This window comes from Pantoea sp. GbtcB22, from assembly GCF_019091025.1.
In the GTDB taxonomy this organism is placed as follows: domain Bacteria; phylum Pseudomonadota; class Gammaproteobacteria; order Enterobacterales; family Enterobacteriaceae; genus Pantoea; species Pantoea leporis.
In genome coordinates this window covers 104,051-124,935 of the sequence record NZ_JAGXKB010000006.1, presented here as the reverse complement: position 1 = coordinate 124,935, position 20,885 = coordinate 104,051, and the positions used below count along the sequence as shown (strand labels likewise).

Annotated in this window: 18 protein-coding genes; 16 read left to right on the top strand and 2 right to left on the bottom strand. The window is 58.9% G+C overall.

Annotated features, from left to right (window positions below):
* Window positions 1-39: 39 nt before the first annotated feature.
* The 9 genes from fdnG to KVT28_RS18255 all read left to right on the top strand — a co-directional run bounded on the left by fdnG (window position 40) and on the right by KVT28_RS18255 (window position 10,184).
* Window positions 40-3,087 (top strand): formate dehydrogenase-N subunit alpha, encoded by a 3,048-nt coding sequence (gene fdnG / locus KVT28_RS18295; RefSeq protein ID WP_146001307.1) that lies wholly within the window; start codon window positions 40-42, stop codon window positions 3,085-3,087.
* A gap of 11 nt (window positions 3,088-3,098) precedes the next feature.
* Window positions 3,099-3,998, top strand: a complete 900-nt coding sequence (gene fdxH, locus KVT28_RS18290; RefSeq protein ID WP_101763836.1) for a formate dehydrogenase subunit beta — start codon at window positions 3,099-3,101, stop codon at window positions 3,996-3,998.
* Complete coding sequence (gene fdoI / locus KVT28_RS18285) at window positions 3,998-4,639, top strand: formate dehydrogenase cytochrome b556 subunit (RefSeq protein WP_101763837.1); 642 nt, start codon at window positions 3,998-4,000, stop codon at window positions 4,637-4,639. Before fdxH ends, fdoI begins: the two co-directional genes overlap by 1 nt.
* Complete coding sequence (gene fdhE, locus KVT28_RS18280) at window positions 4,639-5,565, top strand: formate dehydrogenase accessory protein FdhE (protein WP_101763838.1); 927 nt, start codon at window positions 4,639-4,641, stop codon at window positions 5,563-5,565. The genes fdoI and fdhE overlap by 1 nt, the downstream gene beginning before the upstream one ends.
* A gap of 117 nt (window positions 5,566-5,682) precedes the next feature.
* Entirely contained in the window at window positions 5,683-6,294 is a 612-nt protein-coding gene (locus tag KVT28_RS18275) for a glutathione S-transferase (protein WP_101763839.1), read from the top strand.
* Window positions 6,295-6,302: 8 nt separating this feature from the next.
* Window positions 6,303-7,682, top strand: a complete 1,380-nt coding sequence (selA, locus tag KVT28_RS18270; protein WP_217549577.1) for an L-seryl-tRNA(Sec) selenium transferase — start codon at window positions 6,303-6,305, stop codon at window positions 7,680-7,682.
* Entirely contained in the window at window positions 7,679-9,532 is a 1,854-nt protein-coding gene (gene selB / locus KVT28_RS18265) for a selenocysteine-specific translation elongation factor (RefSeq protein ID WP_217549575.1), read from the top strand. The genes selA and selB overlap by 4 nt, the downstream gene beginning before the upstream one ends.
* A gap of 111 nt (window positions 9,533-9,643) precedes the next feature.
* Window positions 9,644-9,928 (top strand): type II toxin-antitoxin system ParD family antitoxin, encoded by a 285-nt coding sequence (locus KVT28_RS18260; RefSeq protein ID WP_061719305.1) that lies wholly within the window; start codon window positions 9,644-9,646, stop codon window positions 9,926-9,928.
* On the top strand, window positions 9,894-10,184 hold the full coding sequence (locus KVT28_RS18255; RefSeq protein ID WP_217549573.1) for a type II toxin-antitoxin system RelE/ParE family toxin: 291 nt from the start codon (window positions 9,894-9,896) through the stop codon (window positions 10,182-10,184). Before KVT28_RS18260 ends, KVT28_RS18255 begins: the two co-directional genes overlap by 35 nt.
* Window positions 10,185-10,252: 68 nt before the next feature.
* Here KVT28_RS18255 and glyS read toward each other — a convergent pair whose 3' ends face one another.
* Both glyS and glyQ read right to left on the bottom strand, forming a co-directional pair.
* Entirely contained in the window at window positions 10,253-12,322 is a 2,070-nt protein-coding gene (gene glyS / locus KVT28_RS18250; protein ID WP_101763843.1) for a glycine--tRNA ligase subunit beta, read from the bottom strand.
* A 9-nt stretch (window positions 12,323-12,331) separates the two neighbouring features.
* Window positions 12,332-13,243 (bottom strand): glycine--tRNA ligase subunit alpha, encoded by a 912-nt coding sequence (gene glyQ, locus KVT28_RS18245; RefSeq protein ID WP_008105242.1) that lies wholly within the window; start codon window positions 13,241-13,243, stop codon window positions 12,332-12,334.
* Between the two features lie 347 nt (window positions 13,244-13,590).
* On the opposite strand from glyQ, the gene KVT28_RS18240 reads away from it, so the two are divergent.
* From KVT28_RS18240 to KVT28_RS18210, 7 genes are all read left to right on the top strand, one after another.
* The gene (locus KVT28_RS18240; protein WP_101763844.1) at window positions 13,591-13,983 is read left to right on the top strand and encodes a RidA family protein; all 393 of its coding nucleotides are present in this window, start codon (window positions 13,591-13,593) and stop codon (window positions 13,981-13,983) included.
* The gene (locus tag KVT28_RS18235) at window positions 13,983-14,954 is read left to right on the top strand and encodes a D-2-hydroxyacid dehydrogenase (protein WP_217549570.1); all 972 of its coding nucleotides are present in this window, start codon (window positions 13,983-13,985) and stop codon (window positions 14,952-14,954) included. The genes KVT28_RS18240 and KVT28_RS18235 overlap by 1 nt, the downstream gene beginning before the upstream one ends.
* A gap of 116 nt (window positions 14,955-15,070) precedes the next feature.
* On the top strand, window positions 15,071-15,967 hold the full coding sequence (locus KVT28_RS18230; RefSeq protein WP_217549568.1) for a transporter substrate-binding domain-containing protein: 897 nt from the start codon (window positions 15,071-15,073) through the stop codon (window positions 15,965-15,967).
* A 55-nt stretch (window positions 15,968-16,022) separates the two neighbouring features.
* Window positions 16,023-17,552: an amino acid ABC transporter permease/ATP-binding protein gene (locus KVT28_RS18225; protein ID WP_217549566.1), complete on the top strand. Its 1,530-nt coding sequence runs from the start codon at window positions 16,023-16,025 to the stop codon at window positions 17,550-17,552.
* A complete protein-coding gene (locus KVT28_RS18220; RefSeq protein ID WP_217549564.1) occupies window positions 17,536-18,579 on the top strand; it encodes an alpha-hydroxy acid oxidase in 1,044 nt (347 codons plus the stop codon). Before KVT28_RS18225 ends, KVT28_RS18220 begins: the two co-directional genes overlap by 17 nt.
* Window positions 18,579-19,502, top strand: a complete 924-nt coding sequence (locus KVT28_RS18215) for an ABC transporter substrate-binding protein (protein WP_217549562.1) — start codon at window positions 18,579-18,581, stop codon at window positions 19,500-19,502. The genes KVT28_RS18220 and KVT28_RS18215 overlap by 1 nt, the downstream gene beginning before the upstream one ends.
* Window positions 19,502-20,878, top strand: a complete 1,377-nt coding sequence (locus KVT28_RS18210; protein ID WP_217549662.1) for a dihydroorotase family protein — start codon at window positions 19,502-19,504, stop codon at window positions 20,876-20,878. The genes KVT28_RS18215 and KVT28_RS18210 overlap by 1 nt, the downstream gene beginning before the upstream one ends.
* The last annotated feature ends 7 nt before the right edge of the window (window positions 20,879-20,885 follow it).

Sequence of the window (20,885 nt, the reverse complement as noted above, 5' to 3'; positions counted from 1 at the left end):
TGCAAAAGTAAAAAATCATTCATGTTGAAAGGATAATCCATGAACGTCAGCCGAAGAAAATTCTTCAAGGTCTGTGCTGGCGGTATGGCAGGGACAACGGCAGCGCTGCTTGGCTTTGCGCCAGAGGTAGCGCTGGCGGAAACGCGACAGTATAAACTGCTGCGCGCACGCGAAACCCGTAACACCTGCACTTACTGCTCAGTTGGCTGTGGCTTGTTAATGTACAGCCTCGGTGACGGCGCGAAAAACGCCAAAGAGACCATTTTCCACATTGAAGGGGATCCGGATCATCCGGTGAGCCGCGGCGCATTGTGCCCGAAAGGCGCAGGCCTGCTCGACTTCATCCACAGTGAAAGTCGCCTGCAATACCCGGAATACCGCGCGCCAGGCTCCGATAAATGGCAGCGCATTAGCTGGGACGATGCCTTTGATCGCATCGCCAGGCTGATGAAAGCGGACCGCGACGCTAACTTCGTGGCGCAAAACGCTGCGGGCGTGACGGTAAACCGTTGGCTCTCCACCGGCATGCTGTGTGCTTCCGCATCCAGCAACGAAACCGGCTACTTAACCCAGAAATTTACCCGATCGCTCGGCATGTTAGCGGTCGACAACCAGGCACGCGTTTGACACGGACCAACGGTAGCAAGTCTTGCTCCAACATTTGGTCGCGGTGCGATGACCAATCACTGGGTCGACATCCGTAATGCCAATCTGATCGTTGTGATGGGCGGGAACGCCGCTGAAGCGCATCCTGTGGGATTCCGCTGGGCGATGGAAGCCAAGATTCACAACAAAGCCAAACTGATTGTTATCGATCCGCGCTTCACGCGTACGGCATCGGTAGCCGATTTCTATACGCCGATTCGTTCGGGCACCGACATCACTTTCCTGTCGGGCGTACTGCTGTGGCTGATACAAAACGACAAAATCCAGCATGAATATGTGCAGGCGTACACCAATGCCAGCCTGATCGTGCGCGAGGATTATCATTTTGAAGATGGCCTGTTCAGCGGCTACGACGAAGAGAATCGCAAATACGACAAAACCAGCTGGAACTACGAGCTGGACGCCGACGGCTTCGCCAAACGCGACACCACGCTCACGCATCCGCGCTGCGTATGGAACCTGCTGAAGCAGCACGTTAGCCGTTACACGCCAGAAATTGTTGAACGCATCTGCGGCACGCCAAAAGCGGACTTCCTGCACGTGTGTGAACTGATTGGCGAAACCAGCGCGCGCGATCGCACCACCTCGTTCCTGTATGCGCTCGGCTGGACGCAGCACTCGGTCGGTGCGCAGAACATCCGCACCATGGCGATGATTCAGCTGCTGCTCGGCAACATGGGCATGATTGGCGGCGGCATCAATGCGCTGCGCGGTCACTCGAATATTCAGGGTCTGACCGATCTCGGTTTGCTGTCGCAAAGTTTGCCGGGTTACATGACTTTGCCGTCGGAAAAACACACCGATCTGCAGAGTTATCTTGCTGCCAACACGCCGAAAGCGCTGCTGCCGGGCCAGGTAAACTACTGGAGCAACTACCCGAAATTCTTTGTCAGCCAGATGAAAGCCTTCTTCGGCGACAAAGCCCAGGCGGAAAACAGCTGGGGCTTCGACTGGTTGCCGAAGTGGGATAAAGGTTACGACGTGCTGCAGTACTTCGAGATGATGTCGCAAGGCAAGGTCAACGGCTATCTGTGCCAGGGCTTCAACCCGGTGGCGTCGTTCCCGAACAAGCGCAAAGTGATTGATTCACTGTCGAAGCTGAAGTTCCTCGTCACCATCGACCCGCTCAACACCGAAACTGCCACCTTCTGGGAGAATCACGACGAGTTTAACGATGTTGATCCGTCAAAAATTCAGACCGAAGTGTTCCGTTTGCCTTCCACCTGCTTCGCCGAAGAGAACGGTTCAATCGTTAACTCCGGCCGCTGGCTGCAGTGGCACTGGAAAGGTCAGGATGCACCGGGCGAAGCGCTCAATGACGGCGAGATTCTTTCCGGCATCTATTCACGCCTACGCAAAATGTACGCCAGTGAGGGCGGCGCATTGCCTGAGCAAGTGCTGAACATGAGCTGGAACTACCTGACGCCAGAAAATCCGGCGCCGGAAGAAGTGGCTATGGAGAACAACGGCAAAGCGCTGGCGGATGTATACGATGACAAAGGCACGCTGCTGGTGAAAAAAGGCCAACAGCTCAGCACCTTTGCCCATCTGAAAGATGACGGCAGCACCAGCAGCGGTTGCTGGATTTTCGCCGGCAGCTGGACGCCGGACGGCAACCAGATGGCGCGCCGCGACAACACCGATCCCACCGGTTTGGGCAATACGCTGAACTGGAGCTGGGCGTGGCCGCTCAACCGCCGCATTCTCTACAACCGCGCCTCGGCTGATCCGCAAGGCAATCCGTGGGATCCGAAACGTCAGATCCTGAAGTGGGATGGCAGCAAATGGGGCGGCATGGATGTGCCGGACTACAGCGCCGCCGCACCCGGCAGCGATGTCGGGCCGTTCATTATGCAGCCGGAAGGCATGGGCCGCCTGTTTGCGCTCGATAAAATGGCCGAAGGTCCGTTCCCGGAACACTACGAGCCGTTTGAAACGCCAATCGGCACCAACCCGCTGCATCCGAACGTGGTATCCAACCCGGCGGCGCGCGTGTTCAAGGACGATTTGGCATCGATGGGCCAGGCGGAGCAGTTCCCGTATGTCGGCACCACTTATCGTCTCACCGAGCATTTCCATTACTGGACCAAACACGCGCGGCTCAATGCCATCGCGCAGCCGGAACAGTTTATTGAAATCGGCGAGAAGCTGGCCAACAAGCTGGGCATCGCGCAGGGCGACACGGTGAAAGTGAGCTCCAATCGCGGCTACATCAAAGCCAAAGCGGTGGTCACTAAGCGCATCCGTCCACTCAACGTCGACGGCAAAATCGTCGATACCATCGGCATTCCGATTCACTGGGGTTATCAGGGCGTGGCGAAAAAAGGCTTTATCGCTAATACCCTGACGCCGTTTGTCGGTGATGCCAACACGCAGACGCCAGAATTTAAGGCGTTCCTGGTCAACGTCGAGAAGGTGTAAGGAGAACGAATATGGCTTATCAATCTCAAGACATTATCCGCCGCTCCGCCACCAATGGACTCACGCCTGCCCCGCAGGCACGTAACCATCAGCAGGAAGTGGCGAAACTGATCGACGTGACCACCTGCATCGGCTGCAAAGCGTGTCAGGTGGCGTGCTCGGAGTGGAACGATATCCGCGATGAAGTGGGACATAACGTTGGGGTGTACGACAATCCTGCCGATTTGACCGCCAAATCCTGGACGGTGATGCGCTTCTCAGAAGTGGAGGAGAACGGCAAGTTAGAGTGGCTGATCCGCAAGGATGGCTGCATGCACTGCGCCGATCCCGGCTGCCTGAAAGCCTGCCCATCTGAAGGCGCGATTATTCAGTACGCCAACGGCATCGTCGATTTTCAGTCAGAACAGTGCATTGGCTGCGGCTACTGCATTGCGGGCTGTCCGTTCGATGTGCCGCGTCTGAATAAAGAGGACAACCGCGTGTATAAATGCACGCTGTGCGTCGATCGTGTCAATGTCGGTCAGGAACCGGCGTGCGTGAAAACCTGCCCGACCGGCGCGATTCACTTCGGCAGCAAAAGCGATATGCAGGCGCTGGCCGGTGAACGCGTGGCCGAGCTCAACACGCGCGGCTATGCCAACGCCGGCTTGTACGATCCGGAAGGCGTCGGCGGTACGCACGTGATGTACGTGCTGCACCACGCCAACAAACCGCAGCTCTATCACGGTTTGCCGGATAATCCGAGCATCAGCCCGGCGGTAACGTTCTGGAAAGGGATCTGGAAACCGCTGGCGGCGATCGGTTTTGCCGCTACCTTTGCTGCATCCGTGTTCCACTACGTTGGCGTAGGGCCAAACCGCGTGGAAGAGGATGAGGACGAGAACCTGCACGAAAAAGAGGAGCGCGAATAATGAAAAAACGCGATCGTCTGGTGCGCTACAGCGCACCGGAACGCATCAATCACTGGATTGTGGCGTTCTGTTTTGTGCTCGCCGCGCTGAGCGGACTGGGTTTCTTTTTCCCGTCATTTAACTGGCTGATGCACGTGCTCGGCACGCCGCAGTTGGCGCGTATCCTGCATCCGTTTGTTGGCACGGTGATGTTTGCCGCCTTTATCATCATGTTCTTACGCTATTGGAAACATAATCTGATCAATCGCGAAGACCTGGTTTGGGCGAAAAACATCCACAAAATCGTGCAAAACGAAGAGGTCGGCGATACCGGCAAATACAACTTCGGGCAGAAGTGTGTGTTCTGGGCTGCTATCATCAGCTTAGTCTTGCTGCTGGTGAGCGGAATTGTTATCTGGCGCCCGTACTTTGCCGGTGCCTTCACTATTCCGCTGATTCGCATCGCGCTAGTGGTGCATTCGGTCTCAGCTGTGGCGCTGATCGTGGTGATTATGGTGCACATTTACGCCGCCTTGTGGGTAAAAGGCACCATTACCGCCATGGTTGAGGGCTGGGTTCCGGCCGCGTGGGCGAAGAAACATCACCCACGCTGGTATCGCGAGCAGCGCCAACGCCAAACACAACAGGAAAAACGTCCCTGATGAGTATTCGCATCATCCCGCAGGACCAGCTGGAGAAAAGCGAAAAGCACACGGCGGAGCAAGTTCCGCCGTTACTTTTCCCCCGGCTGAAAAATCTGTATAGCCGCCGTGCGGCACGTTTGCGCGACCTGGCCGCGAAGAATCCGCTGGGTGATTACCTGCGCTTTGCCGCGGTGATCGCCGAGGCGCAGGAGATCGTGCTGTATGACCATCCGCTACAGCTTGATCTGCAGCAGCGGCTGACGCAGAGCGCCGAGCAGGGCAAACCGCCGCTCGATATCCACACCTATCCGCGCGATGCGCACTGGCAGCGTTTGCTGCATTCGCTGATCGCCGAGCTGAAGCCAGAGATGAGCGGCCAGGCGCTGGCAGTGCTGGAGAATCTGGAAAAATCCTCCACTACCGAACTGGAAAATCTGGCACATGCGCTGCTGGAAGGCGATTTCGCACAGGTGAGCAGCGACAAATCGCCGTTCATCTGGGCGGCGTTGTCGATTTACTGGGCGCAGATGGCGGCATTAATTCCCGGCAAAGCGCGCGCCGAATACGGTGAGCATCGCCAGTTCTGCCCGGTATGCGCCAGCGTGCCGGTCACCAGCGTGGTGCACATGAGCGTAGGCCAGCAAGGGCTGCGCTATCTGCACTGCAATCTGTGTGAAAGCGAATGGTATGTGGTGCGCAGCAAGTGCTCCAACTGTGAACAAACCGGCGATCTGCATTACTGGTCGCTGGACAGCGAAAAAGCGGCAGTGAAAGCAGAGAGCTGCGGCGATTGCGGTACCTACCTGAAGATGTTGTATCAGGAGAAGGATCCCGCCGTGGAGCCGGTGGCCGATGATTTAGCCTCGCTGGTGCTGGATGCCCGCATGGAGCAGGAAGGATTCGCCCGCAGCAGTCTGAATCCGTTTATGTTCCCCGGCGATTAGCTTTTCCCATGTTTCTGCGGTCCGTAGCGGCGCGATTTATCGCGCATTGTGCCAGCGCGCCGCTACGGATATGTGCGGTTTGTTATCGCGTATTTTCATTCAACACGGAGGCGCACGATGAAACTGATTGGCAGCTACACCAGCCCTTTTGTCCGCAAAATATCAGTGATATTGCTGGAAAAAGGCCTGGTTTTCGAATTCGTTAATCACTCTCCGTGGATCGATGACAGCGATGTACCGCAGTACAATCCGCTGGGCAAAGTACCGGCGCTGATTGACGACAACCAGCTCACCTGGTTCGACTCTTCGATCATCGCGCAAGTCATTGAGCTGCGCGGCGATGCGCCTGCGCTGCTGCCCGATGATGCGCTGCATGCGTTGCACATCCGCCAGCTGGAAAAACTGGCCGACGGCATCAACGATGCGGCGGTGATGATCGTGCGCGAGCAGATGCGTCCCGGCGATCAGCAATCCGAAGAGGTGCTGCTGCGCAACCGTGATAAAATCCAACGCGGCCTCGATGCGCTAGAAACCGCCGCCGCCCAAGGCGAATGGCTCAATAGCGGCACGCTCAATCTGGCCGATATCGCCACCGGCTGCATGATTGGTTACCTCAACTTCCGCCGCGTGCTGCCAAACTGGTGCGTAAATCGCCCGGCGCTGGTGAAGCTGGCCGAAAACCTGTTTGCGCGCGAAAGCTTTGCCCGCACCGTTCCGCCCTCTCTGTAAGTCACCCGATGAAAACCCTGTACAGCCAATTACCTGCTATCGACAGCCTGCTGCGCGATCCCGCGCTGCAGCCGCTGCTTGCCGATCACGGAACCGCCTTCGCCACGCGCCAGCTGCGCAGCATGCAGCAGGAAGCGCGCGACCATATTCAGCAGCACCAAACCTTGCCAGAGTGGCACCTGAACTGGCCGGATGAAGCGCTGCGCCGCAGCCAGCAACAGCAGCAAAGTGCGCTGCGTCCGGTGTTCAATCTCACCGGTACCGTGCTGCACACCAATCTTGGCCGCGCACAGCTGAGCGATCGCGCTATCGACGCGGTGGTGAATTGCCTGCGTCAGCCGGTCACGCTGGAATACGCGCTGGATGATGCGGCGCGCGGCCACCGCGATCGTGCGGTTAGCGCGCTGCTGTGCGAGTTAACCGGCGCGGAAGCGGCCTGTATCGTTAACAACAATGCCGCCGCCGTGTTATTGATGCTGGCCGCGTTAGCGCCGGGGCGCGAAGTGATTGTCTCGCGCGGCGAGCTGGTGGAAATTGGCGGCGCCTTCCGCATTCCTGACGTGATGCGCCAGGCGGGCTGCAAACTGGTGGAAGTAGGTACCACCAACCGCACGCACCTGAAAGATTATCGCGCCGCCATCGCGGAAAACAGCGGCCTGCTGATGAAGGTGCACACCAGCAATTATCAGATTCAGGGCTTTACCCATGCGGTAACGGAAGCAGAGCTGGTTGAGCTGGGTGACGCTTATCAATTGCCGGTGATCACCGACCTTGGCAGCGGATCGCTGATCGATATGACCGAATTTGGTCTGCCGGCTGAACCGATGCCGCAGCAGCTGATCGCCGCAGGCGTCAGTCTGGTAAGTTTCTCCGGCGACAAACTGCTCGGCGGTCCGCAGGCGGGGATTATCGTCGGCAAGCAGACGCTGATTGATCAGCTCCAGTCGCATCCGCTGAAACGCGCGCTGCGCGTCGACAAAATGACGCTCGCGGCGCTGGAAGCCACGCTACAGCTCTATCGTCAGCCGGAAACGCTGCGTGAAGCCCTGCCGACGCTGCGGCTGCTCACCCGTCCAGCGCAGGATATTCAGCAACAAGCTGAACGATTGCTGCCCGCGTTACAACAGATTTATCGAGATGACTTTTCGCTGGCGATTGCGCCCTGTTCATCCCAAATCGGCAGCGGATCGCTACCGGTTGAACGCCTTCCCAGTTTCGCCCTCACCTTCACGCCACGCGATGGGCGCGGTAGCCAGCTCGTCAATTTGTCACAGCGTTGGCGCAGCTTAGCGCGCCCGGTGATTGGCCGCATCCAGGAAGGCAAACTGTGGCTGGATCTGCGCTGCCTTGATGATGAAAGCGCGCTGATTCAGGCCTTAGCGTCATGATTATTGCCACCGCTGGACACGTCGATCACGGCAAAACCGCGCTGCTACAGGCATTGACCGGCGTGGATGCCGATCGCCTGCCGGAAGAGAAACGGCGCGGCATGACCATCGATCTCGGCTACGCGTACTGGCCGCAGCCGGATGGTCGCGTGCTCGGCTTTATTGATGTGCCGGGCCACGAGAAATTTCTCGCCAATATGCTGGCGGGCATTGGCGGCATTCATCATGCGCTGCTGGTGGTGGCCTGCGACGATGGCGTGATGCCGCAAACCCGCGAACATCTGCAGTTGCTGAGCCTGGCCGGACAGCCGCCGCTCAGCGTGGCGCTGACCAAAGCCGATCGCGTGGATGAAACGCGCATCGCGGAAGTCCAGCGGCAGGTGGCGCAGCTCACGCAACAACTCGGCTGGCTGGCGGTGCCGCAATTTGTCACCAGCAGCCACACCCAGCAAGGCATCGACGCGCTGCGCCAGCATCTCAGCACGCTGGCGGAACCGGCCTTCGACTCTCGTTACCGTTTCCGTCTCGCTATTGATCGCGCCTTCACGCTGAAAGGCAGCGGATTGGTGGTCACCGGCACCGCGCTGTCGGGCGAAGTGAACGTCGGCGATACTCTTTGGCTTAGCAGCCTGAATCTGCCGCTGCGCGTGCGCGCGCTGCATGCGCAGAACCAATCGGTGACGCGCGCGCAGGCCGGTGAACGTATCGCATTGAATATCGTCGGCGATGTGGAAAAAGCGCAGATCGCGCGCGGCGACTGGCTGCTGTCACAGGCCAGAGCGGAAGGCACCACGCGCTTAACCGTGGCGCTGCGCTTGCTGCAGCCGCTGAAGAGCGCGTCGCAGCCGATTCATCTCCACCACGCCGCCAGCCACGTCACTGGACGCATTACGCTGCTGGCGGATGATGTCGCGGAACTGGTGCTGAATCAGCCGCTGTGGCTGGCCGAAAACGATCGGCTGATTATCCGCGACAGCAACGCACAGCACACGCTGGGCGGCGCGCGCGTGCTGCTGCTCAACAGTAAAAAGCGCGGCAAACGTCAGGCGGAGTATCTTGCCTGGCTACAGCAGCTGGCCGCCGCACAAGATGATGACGCCAGCCTGCAGGCGCATCTGGCCTATCAACCGACAGAACGGCGTGACCTGGCGTGGGCGCGCCAGCTTACCGAGCCCGCGCTGGATGCACTGATCAAGCATGCAGCGCCGGTGCAGCTTGATAACGCGCTAATGAGTGCCGCGCAGGCAGCACAATGGCGGCAAAAGCTGCTGGAATCACTGGCGCATTTTCATCAGCAGCATCCCGAGGTGCCGGGCATCGGCCACGATCGTTTGCGTCGTGTGGCAATGCCGCATCAGCCTGCGGAATGGGTGTTAGCGCTGATTGATCAACTGCTGGCGCAAGGTCAGCTACAACAGCGACAAGGCTGGCTGCATCTGCCCGACTTCGAACCGCGCTTTAATCCGCAGGAAGAAGCTCTTTGGCAGCAGGTCGGCCCGCTGTTTGGCGATCAGCCGCTGTGGGTGCGCGATATCGCGCTGGCGCTGCAGCAGGATGAACAGGCGATTCGCTCGCTGCTGCTCACTGCTGCGCGGCTCGGACATATCACCGCGATCGTTCGCGATCGCTACTATCGCAGCGACCAGATCCAGATCTTCGCCGATCTGATTCGGAGCCGTGCCGCGCAAGAGGGCAGCACCAGCGCCGCCGACTTCCGCAACCAGCTTGGCACCGGGCGCAAAGTGGCGATACAGATTCTGGAATTCTTCGACCGCAGCGGCTTCACCCGCCGCCGTGGTAACGATCATCTGTTGCGCGACGACCGCCTGTTTCCCGTATCATCTGCCTAAAATCTCTCGCGTTGCCTCGCAGTTCAGCCTGTAACTGCGCTGCAACGCGCATTCCCTGTTGCGCAAAAAAGTGCCAGAATGTAAGAAATACTCTTACACTGGATAACGATGATGGCACGTACCATGACGATCGATTTAGGCGATGAACTGCGCGAGTTTGTTGAATCTCTGGTTGAATCCGGCGACTACCGTACGCAAAGCGAAGTGGTGCGCGACTCGCTACGCTTGCTGCGTGAGAAGCAGGCGGAATCAAAGCTGGAAAAGCTCAGAGAGTTGGTCAGAGAGGGCTTTGAAAGCGGCCCGGGAAAAGAGTGGGATCATGAAGATTTTCTAAGACGAGCAAAAGCCAGGGTAGGCATTTATGAAAAGGACCATCACGATAAAACCGGAAGCTGATGCAGATCTAATGAAGATCTGGATTTATGGCTACTGGAATTATGGAGAGCAGTTAGCTGATGACTATAGCGCCAGATTCGCTCAGCTCTTCGACAAACTCTCCATGTTTGATTTAGGTCGTAAACGACCGGATTTAGGTCAGCAGATCTATTCGCTGCCTTTCGAACAGCATATTGTGATCTACCGCGCTGAAGTGGATGAAATTTTCATCGGGCGTATCTTGCACCACTCGCAGGACGTTAGCGCCGAGTTTTGAAAACAAAAAAGGGACGATCTCTCGTCCCCTTTATTTTGTAGCATCGCCATTCATGGCGACCACGCCAATTACTGCAGCAGTGAAATATCCGCCACCTGCAGGAACAGCTGGCGCAGCTGTGCCAGCAGCGTCAGACGGTTAATACGCACCGCCTGATCGTCAGCGTTCACCATCACTTTATCGAAGAAGTTATCTACCGCTTCACGCAGCTGCGCCAGTTCAACCAGCGCATCCTGATAGCGACCTTCTGCAAAGTACGGCTGCAGCTTGTCGCCCAGCGCGGTCACGAAGGTCGCCAGTTGGATCTCTTCGTTCTCTTTCAGCAGGGAAGCCTGCACGCTGTCGTTCAGGGTTTCGGTCGATTTCGCCAGGATGTTCGACACACGTTTGTTGGCAGCAGCCAGCGTGGCGGCCGCTTCCAGCGTACGGAAGTGCGAAACCGCCTTCATGCGCGCATCGAAATCAGCCGGACGGGTTGGACGACGCGCCAGCACCGCCTGAATGGTGTCAACGCTGTGGCCCTCTTCCTGATACCAGGTACGGAAACGGCCCAGCATAAAGTCGATCACTTCATCGACCACTTTGGCGTTGCTCAGCTTGCTGCCGTACAAACGCACCGCTTCTTCGGTCAGCGTTTGCAGATCGAGCGGCAGGTTTTTCTCCACGATGATACGCAGCACGCCCAGCGCAGCACGGCGCAGTGCGAACGGATCTTTGTCGCCTTTCGGATGCTGACCGATACCGAAGATACCCGCGAGGGTGTCCATTTTGTCGGCAATCGCCACGGCGCAGGCCACAGGATTTGACGGCAGATCGTCACCGGCAAAGCGCGGCTGATACTGCTCATTCAGCGCCACCGCCACATCTTCCGCTTCGCCATCGTGGCGCGCGTAGTGCATGCCCATCACGCCCTGGGTGTCGGTGAACTCGAAGACCATGTTGGTCATCAGGTCACATTTCGACAGCAAGCCCGCGCGGGTAGCGTGGTTCACATCAGCGCCAATCTGCGCGGCAATCCAGCCAGCCAGCGCCTGAATGCGATCGGTTTTATCACGCAGCGTACCCAGCTCTTTCTGGAACAGTACGGTTTCCAGACGCGGCAGATTATCTTCCAGACGCTTTTTGCGGTCGGTGTTGAAGAAGAACTCGGCATCCGCCAGACGCGGGCGCACCACCTTCTCGTTACCGGCGATAATCTGCTGTGGATCTTTGGATTCGATGTTGGTGACGAAGATGAAATTCGGCAGCAGCTTGCCCGCCGCGTCGTACACCGGGAAGTACTTCTGGTCACCTTTCATGGTGTAAACCAGCGCTTCAGCTGGCACCGCGAGGAACTTCTCTTCGAATTTCGCCGTCAGCACCACCGGCCACTCCACCAGCGAGGTCACTTCTTCCAGCAGGCTTTCGCTCAGATCGGCGATGCCGCCAATTTTCTGCGCTGCCGCTTCCGCATCCGCTTTGATTTTGGCTTTACGCGCGGCGTAATCCGCCACCACTTTACCGCGCTCCAGCAGCAGCTGCGGATATTGATCGGCGTGGTCGATGGTGAATTCTGGCTCGCCCATAAAGCGATGACCGCGAATCACGCGATCGGACTCAATACCGAGAATCTTCGCGGGAATCAGCTCATCGCCGAGCAGCAGCGTAACGGTGTGCACCGGACGCACAAACTGCACGTCGCTCGCGCCCCAGCGCATCAGCTTAGGAATTGGCAGCTTGCTCAGCGCGGTAGCCACCATAGCGGGCAGCAGCGCCTGCGCGCTTTCGCCGGTGATGGCAGCGCGATGCACCAGCCATTCACCTTTATCCGTGCTCAGACGTTCAGCCTGCGCCACGGTGATGCCGTTACCACGCGCCCAACCTTCGGCCGCTTTGGTGGCGTTGCCATCGGCATCAAACGCGGCGGCGATAGCCGGGCCACGTTTTTCAACTTCGCGATCCGGCTGCGCGGCAGCCAGCTGGGCCACTTTCAGCGCCAGACGGCGCGGAGCAGCAAACCAGCTCACTTCGCCGTGCGCCAGACCGGCGCTATCAAGTTCAGCAGTGAAATGCGCAGCAAAGGCTTCCGCCAGACTGCGCAGCGCTTTCGGAGGCAACTCTTCGGTGCCAATTTCCACCAGGAAAGTTTTATCGGTCATGGCTGCCTCTTACTTGTTTTTATTGCACATCGGGAAGCCAAGCGCCTCACGGGACGCATAATAGGCTTCCGCCACGGCTTTCGTCAGGGTGCGGATACGCAGGATATAACGCTGGCGTTCGGTAACCGAAATCGCTTTGCGGGCATCCAGCAGGTTAAAGCTGTGCGCCGCTTTCAGAATGCGCTCGTAAGCCGGCAGCGGCAGCGGTTTTTCCAGCGCCAGCAGCTGCTGCGCTTCTTTCTCATACTGCTCGAAGCAGGTGAAAAGGAAGTCAACGTCAGCGTATTCGAAGTTATAGGTCGACTGCTCCACTTCGTTCTGATGGAACACTTCGCCGTAGGTGGTTTTACCGAACGGACCGTCGCTCCACACCAGATCGTAAACGCTGTCTACGCCCTGAATGTACATCGCCAGACGCTCCAAGCCGTAGGTGATCTCGCCGGTTACTGGCTTACACTCGAGGCCGCCAACCTGCTGGAAGTAAGTGAACTGCGTCACTTCCATGCCGTTCAGCCACACTTCCCAACCGAGTCCCCACGCGCCCAGCGTTGGGTTTTCCCAGTTGTCTTCGACAAAGCGAATGTCGTGGATGGTGGGATCCATACCCAGCTCTTTCAGCGATCCAAGGTACAGCTCCTGAAGGTTGTCCGGGTTGGGCTTAATCACCACCTGGAACTGGTAATAGTGCTGTAAACGGTTCGGGTTTTCACCGTAACGTCCATCGGTTGGACGACGAGATGGCTGCACGTAAGCGGTCGCCATCGGCTCTGGGCCTAAGGCACGCAGACAGGTCATCGGGTGTGAGGTGCCGGCGCCCACTTCCATGTCCAACGGTTGGACAATGGTGCAGCCTTGACGCGCCCAGTAATCCTGCAAGGTCAGGATCAGGCCCTGAAAGGTCTTGGTATCAAACTTTTGCATGTTGAATTCGCACGCGATACGGATCGGTTAAAAAAAGAGTGCGCCAGTATACCCTTTGACCGCGGATTGTGCAGCCGGAAATCCAGGCCAGTGCGCAGGCGATTACGGCAAGGTTTAGCGGGCAAAAACAGAACAATAAGAAAATCGTATACGATTTACACTCATCGCGAGCACTCAACATAAAATTTTCATTAAAATCTTACATATCATAATCTTGATCGATATATCAGCAAATCCTATTACGTGATGAATATCACCTTTTTGACCCAATGGTTAAAAATCGCGCGTTGACACTCGTATAATCGTATACGAAATTGCGGTGAAACAGTTTTGCTTGAGATTTCACCATGAAGATTGCGTTGAGTTATCCCGGCATGAACGCCAGCGACCGCCCAATGGGGCCTGCGCCGCTCTCCGCCGCCGTGCTGCACGAACCGATGTTGTTCATTTCCGGCCAGGTGGCGATTGATCCCTACAGCGGCGAGATTATGGGCAACGACATCGCCAGCCAGACGCGTCAGGTGTTGAAAAACGTCGGCGATCTGCTGAGCGAAGCGAATATGACCTTCGACAACGTGGTCCGCGTCACTGTTTACCTGACCGATCTCAGCACGTTCAGCGCGATGAATGCCGCTTACAGTGAATTCTTTCGGTTCCCCTTCCCGGCGCGCGCCACCGTGGGCATTCAACTCAACCATCCTGACCTGCTGGTCGAGATGGAAGTGACGGCGATGCGCTGATGCATATTCATATCGAGAACGACGCCAGCGCACCGCGCGCACTTCATCTCTCTGTCGAGCAGCTGCAACTGCAGCTCGACGCGCATCCGCCGTTGCGCAGCCACTTCACGCTGAGCGAAAACCGCGATCCGGCGCAGACCGCCGACTTTCTCGCCCGCTGCGACATTCTGTGGAGCGGCCGTAAGCTGGCGCTCGATCAGTTCAGCACGCCGCGTCTGGGTTGGGTGCAGGTGATGTCCGCTGGCGTTGAGCAGTGGCTGGCGCACTGGCCGCCGGGCGTGACGCTCACCAATGCTTCTGGCGTACACGGCGATAAAGGTGCCGAGTTCATTTTGATGGCGGCGCTGATGTTCAACTTCGGCATTCCCGGTTTTCTGCAGGATCAGGCGCAGCGTGTGTGGCGTCCGACCTTTGGCGGCTGCGCACGCGGCAAAATCGTGCTGCTGCTGGGCGTGGGCGGCATTGGCGCCGCAGCGGCAACTCTGCTGACGGCGCAAGGCTATCGCGTGATTGGCGTGACGCGCAGCGGCCAGTGCGATGCCAACGTGGCGCGCTGCATCCGCATTGATGCGCTAGACGAGGTGTTGCCGCAGGTGGATGTGGTGGTGTCGACGCTGCCGCTGACGCCACAAACCCGCAATCTGTTCGATCGCCGCCGTCTCAATCTGCTGCCCGTACGCGCTGGCATCGTGATTGTTGGCCGCGCTGATGTATTTGATTACAGCGCGATGCGCGAAAAACTCAACGTAGGCGAACTGGCCGGCGCGGTGCTGGATGTCTATCCGCAAGAGCCGCTACCGGCCGACGACCCGCTGTGGTACACGCCTGGCGTGGTGATGACACCGCACTGCAGCCTTGACGATCACAGCGCCTACCTCGCCGGTTGCCTTGACGTGTTTATCGATAACCTGGGGCGCTTCCGCCACGGACAACCGCTGCGTAATCAGGTTGATCCGGCACGAGGTTATTAACCCCCGATATTTCCGTAGGGCCGCCATTCATGGCGACCACCTAAAAAAGCACCAAAGACGTTCATAAATCACAAGGTCATCGCTTTCTCATTCACCAGCATCAGGGGAACCTTATTATGAAATTTGCACGCACTGCTTTGTTAATATCTGGTCTCAGCGGCAGCTTACTGGCGGGCATCTCCAGCGCCCACGCAGCCAGCACCGATCCCATCACGCCTGCCGCCAGCGACTTCGCGGCGATGGCGCAGTGCAAAGCACTGCAAACCAAATATCCCTCGCTGAAAGGCAAAGATCTGGTCGTCGGCCTCGGCGGCTACACCAAAGGCTTTGAAGCGCCATCGGAAAAAGATCCCAGCATCATTGAAGGACTCGATCCTTCCCTGTTCGAGCGCATCAGCAGCTGCATCGGCGCGAAACACAGTTACCAAAGTGGCTCGTTCAACGTGCTGCTCACCTCGATCGCCAGCGGACGCGCGGATATCGGTCCGATGCTGTACGTCACCGAAGAACGCATGAAGCAGATCGCCTTCGTCGCCTCGATGCAGGTGCAGGATGGTTCGGTGCTGGCACAGGGCAACCCGAAGAAAATCAACAGCGTCGATGATCTGTGCGGCAAAACCGTCGCCGCCGCTGCGGGTTCGTACGAAGCCAACAAACTGGTGCCGGAACAAAGCGCCAAATGCAGCGCCGCCGGTAAGCCCGAAGTCAGCATGTTGATGGTGCAGAACACCGACAACAGCATTCAGGCGGTGAAAAGCGGTCGCGCGGACGTCTATCTGACCGAAGCCGGTTCCGCCGTTGCTATCGCCAAAGCGGACAAATCGCTGCAAAGCGGCTTCACCGTGGATCTGCCGATCATGGTGGGCTTCCCGATCGCCAAAGACAACGCCACGCTGCGCGCGGCGGTGCTGGACGCGATGAAGGTGATTCAGGCGAGCGGTGCACAGAAAAAACTGCTGGATTACTGGGGCCAGGGCAGCGCTGCCGAGCGTCCAGTGGTTGCGCGTGGTTAATGCATAAACTCAGCCGCCTCGGTGACTAATCCGAGGCGTTGAGGAGGATAACGCCTTGGATGATTTTCTTAAGTACCTGACTTTCCCCTACTTGTGGGAAGGCGCTGTTATCGCCGTGCAGCTGCTGATTGGCGCGCTGGCGGGCGGCATTGTGATTGGCTTTTTCCTGGCGTTAGCCAGCAGCTCAAAGCACGGATTTATTCGCGTGCCGGTGAAAATCTACATCTATACGCTGCGCGGCACGCCGGTGCTGCTGCAGCTGATTTTGCTGTACAACGTGCTGCCGGAATTTGGTCTGCGTTTGAGCCCATTCACCAGCGCGCTTATCGCCCTGATGATCAACGAAACCGCCTTCTGCGCCGAAATCATTCGCGGCGGCATTATGGCGACCGATCGCGATCAAAGCATGGCGGCGCAGGCGTTCGGTTATTCGCGCAGCAAAGAGATGATTCACGTGGTGATCCCGCAGGCGCTGCGCGCCATTCTGCCCACCATGGGCAATGAAACCGTCGGCCTGCTGAAATCCACCTCGCTGGCTTCGGTGGTGGGCGTCAACGAGCTAACGATGCGCGGCCAGGCGATTGTGTCGCAAAACTTCCTGTTTATTCCGGTGCTGGTCGCCTCGGGCGGCATCTACCTGATTCTTTCCACGCTGCTGGCGGGCGGTCAGTGGTGGCTGGAGAAGTTCTACAACCTTGATGAACGTGCGCGTCGGGCGCGCGCGCGCCTGGCGAAACTGCCGCCGGAAGCGGAAGTGATGCCGATGCAGCTACCAAAACGGCGCTGGGATACGCAAACCGCCGCGCCGGTGCTGGAAGTGAATCAGCTGTGCGTCGACTACGCCGGTAAAGCGGTACTGAAATCGCTGTCGTTAACCGTCCGTCGCGGCGAAGTGGTGGTGCTGCTTGGTCGCTCCGGTTCGGGCAAAAGTACGCTGCTGAAATCGATTCTGGCGCTGACGCCACGCAGCAGCGGCACCATTCAGACCGAAGGCCACTTCATGGGCAGCGACGAAAACGGTCGCGCACTGGCGCCGCGACATCTGCCGGTCAACCGCGCCAAGTCGGGCATTGGCATCGTGTTCCAGCACTTCGCGTTGTTTGATCATCTTACCGCGCTGGAAAACGTGATGAGCATTCTGCTGCGCGTGCAGGGCGCACAGCCGGAAATCGCGCGCGGCAAAGCGATGCGCGCGTTGAAAATGGTAGGACTCGGTGATTTCGCCGCCTCGCTGCCGCACGAACTCTCTGGCGGACAGAAACAGCGCGTCGGCATTGCGCGCGCGCTGGCGGCAGAACCGCAAATTCTGCTATTTGATGAACCGACTTCCGCGCTCGATCCCGAACTGGTGCGCGAAGTGAACCAAACCATGCGCAGCCTGGCGCAGACCGGCATCACCATGATCATCAGCACCCACGACATCGCGTTTGCGGCGGGCGTTGCCGATCGGGTAGTGTTCCTGCAGGATGGCGCGCTGATTGAAGAAGGCCCGCCGACGATTCTGCAAAATCCGCAAACGCCGGCTTTTGCCACCTTCCTTGAACATGAAAATGCTGCGGAGGCGCCACATGCCAACGCGCTTTGAACTCACGGCACGCGAGCGCCTCGGCGATGCGCTGTTCCGCTATATGCAGGGCCAACCGGCCGATGCGCTGGGTAATGAACCCGATGCCAATCAGCAGGCGCTGCGCCGCTTTCGTCTGTTACCGCGCGTGCTGCAGGGCAATGAAAGCATCGACACGCAGATTTCCCTGCACCAGCAAAACTGGTCCGCGCCGATTGGCGTCGGCGCGTTTGCCGGTGACCGTATTTTCCATGAAGAAGGGGTGCTGCCGATTGCGCGCGCCTGCAAACGTCTGCAACTGCCGCTGGTGATCTCCGAAGAGAGCGTCACAACGCTGGAGCAGATTGGTGCCGAATACGACCGCTGCTGGCTGCAACTGCGCGCGGCGGGCGATGTCGGCCGCATCAACGCCTTGATCGACCAGGCCGCGCAGGCCGGATTTAAAAATATCGTGCTCACGGTGCTGGCGCCGGTGCATCCGGTGGCCGGGTTACAGCCCGGCGGCTTCTCTATCGGCGACGCCCTGAAACAGCGCGGCTGGCACACCATCGGCGGCACGCAGCCGGGTGTTGCGCCGCTGCCGGCTTTCCCGGTGTGGCGCTGGCAGGAGATTGATGAGGTGGCGGCGCACTGCGCCGATCGCCAGCTTCCGCTGTGGCTAAAAGGCATTCTGCATCATGACGATGCGGCGCAGGCCGCGCAGCACGGCGTCAGCGGAGTGATTGCCTCAAACATCGGCCTGCGCCAGAGCGCGCGCTGGGCTACGCCGGTCGATCAGCTGCCCGATTTGCAAGCGGTGACGCGGCTGCCGCTGCTGCTGGATGGCGGCGTACGCTGCGGCAGCGATGCGGTGGTGGCGCGCTGTCTTGGCGCGTCGCTGTCGCTCAGCGTGCGCCCGATCATCAGTGCTTTAGTCGCCGGTGGCGAGAGCGCGGTGTTCGATCTGCTTTCCGGCTGGATCAATGAAGTTACGGCCATTAGTCATTGGTGCGGCGTCAGCGATATGGCGGCGCTGAACGGCAGCTTTATCACCGAGGAGCGCCACTGATGCAGACACTGATTTTCAACCAAGGCGATGCCAGCGAATCCCGCATCTATTACTGCGCGCACTATCTGGCGCACAGCCTCGGCCTGTTCGCCGCAGAGCAGCTGCAGGTGATCTTCACCACCAGCGAATCAGGCGGGCATACGGTACAAGGCGGCCAGGTTCCCGCAGTGCTGAATCGCGACGCCGATCTCACGCTGGGCGGCCCGATGGTGGTGATGAAGCATTTTCAGCAGCACGGTGCAGAGTTGCAGTGTTTCTGCGCCTCGGTGGCGGCCAATCCGTGGTTTCTTGCGGCGGCGCAGGCGCAGCCCGATTTTCAGCTCAGCGATCTGCGCGGCAAACGTGTGCTGGATGTCGGTAATGTCGGCACCGCCACGCTGACGTTCCGCTGGCTGCTGGCGCGTCACGGTTTGCAGGATGACGTTGAGCTGATCGCCGGCAGCGGCGATCAGGCGCGGGATTTCACCGTCGTGGCCCAAGGGGCAGCGGATTATGCGCTGCACGCCATGCATATGCTGGCGCCCGCCATCGCCGCCGGACAACTCCACAACATCAGCAGCCTCGCCAGCGTGTGCGGCCACGTACCCTGGAGCGCCTACATCGCCCGCACCGATGTATTGCAGGAGAAAGCCACCGCTTTCGCCGCCTTCTCCCGCGCCATTGCCCAGGCGCTGACGTGGATCGCCAACCATGACGCCACTGCGCTGGCGCAACAGGTGCAGGCGTTTTACCCCGATTATCCGCGCGAGGCGCTGGTGCGCGGCCTCGCGGCCTATCAACAGGCCGGCGTGTTTGCGCCAGATGGCGTGATTCCGCGCGCTGAGTTTACGCATTTCAGCCAGCTGTTAACTGCTATCGGCTGGCTCGACTCTTCACAGCCGGTGCCGTATGCGGCGCTGGTGACGCAGGCAGGAGCAGAATGATGAAACAGCTGATTATTAATGGTTTGGTGGTGACAGAAACCCGCGCGGAACTGGCCGATCTGCTGATCGAAAACGGCAAGATCAGTGGCGTGTTATCGCCTAACGCCATCACGCACGGCGTTGACGAGGTGATCGATGCACGTGGCTTGATCATCGTGCCCGGCGCGATTGACGCGCATACCCATTTCACCGGCTCGCACGATTTTCCCGAACAGGAGCTGCGTGAAGGCACACGCGGTGCGGCGGCGCACGGCGTTACCACCATCGTCGAGATGCCGCATTCTCTGCCACCGGCCACATCGCTGGCTAACTTCAGCGCCAAAAAAAGCTGGCTGGCAGACAACTGCTCGGTGGATTACGCCCTGTGGGCTGGGTTAGATGGAAATAACGTGCATGAACTGGCGGCGCTGAATCAGGCCGGTGCGCTGGCCTTCAAAGCTTTCCTGTGCAGCGGCGCACCCAACGGCGACGCCACCGACGAGAAAGGTTTGCCGCGTCTCGACGATGACGGCCTGCTGCGCGCCATGCGCGAGTTGGCCACGTTCGACGGGCTGATTGGCGTGCACGCTGAGAATCACGAGATTTTGATCGGTGCCAGCAGCGAACAGCGCCGCGCCGGACGCAAAGATGCGCGCGCTCATGCGCTGGCGGGGCCGGAAATTGCCGAGATCGAAGCGGTGGGACGCGTGTTAGCGATTGCCGAAGAGACTGGCGCGCGCTGCCATATCGTGCACGTCAGCTCGGCGCGCGCGGCGGAAACCATTGTCGCTGCCAAAACCCGCGTACGCGCCAGCTTCGAAACCTGTCCGCACTATTTACTGCTCGACGAAGACGATTTGGTGCGCATCGGCCCCAACGCGCGCTGCGGCCCACCGATCCGCCCGCGTCCGGTGGTGGATGCGCTGTGGCAGGTGCTGCTGCGCGGCGATATCGACATGATCGCCTCTGACCATTGTCCGTACACGCCCGCACAAAAACAGGCGGGTGAAGCCAGCATCTGGGAGGCGGGCATGGGCCTCACCGGCGTGGAAACCCTCAGCCCGATGTTCTTCAGCGCGGCCCATATTGAACGTGGCGTGGCGCTCAGCGAGTTTGCGCGCATGACCGCCAGCGGCCCGGCCAAAGCCTTCCAGCTGTGGGGCAAAAAAGGGGCGATTGCGCCCGGCTTCGACGCCGATTTGGTGTTCTACGACGCCAGCCAAAGCTGGACGGTGCGCGGCGCCAATTTTCAGGGACTCGGCAAGTGGAGCGCATTTGAAGGGATGCGCTGTCAGGGTAGAGTGGTGCGCACATTGATTCGTGGCGTCACGGTATTCCAGGATGACCAGATGCAGGTTGAACCCGGCTTCGGTCAGTTCGTGACCCGACAGGTTTAAACAGGAC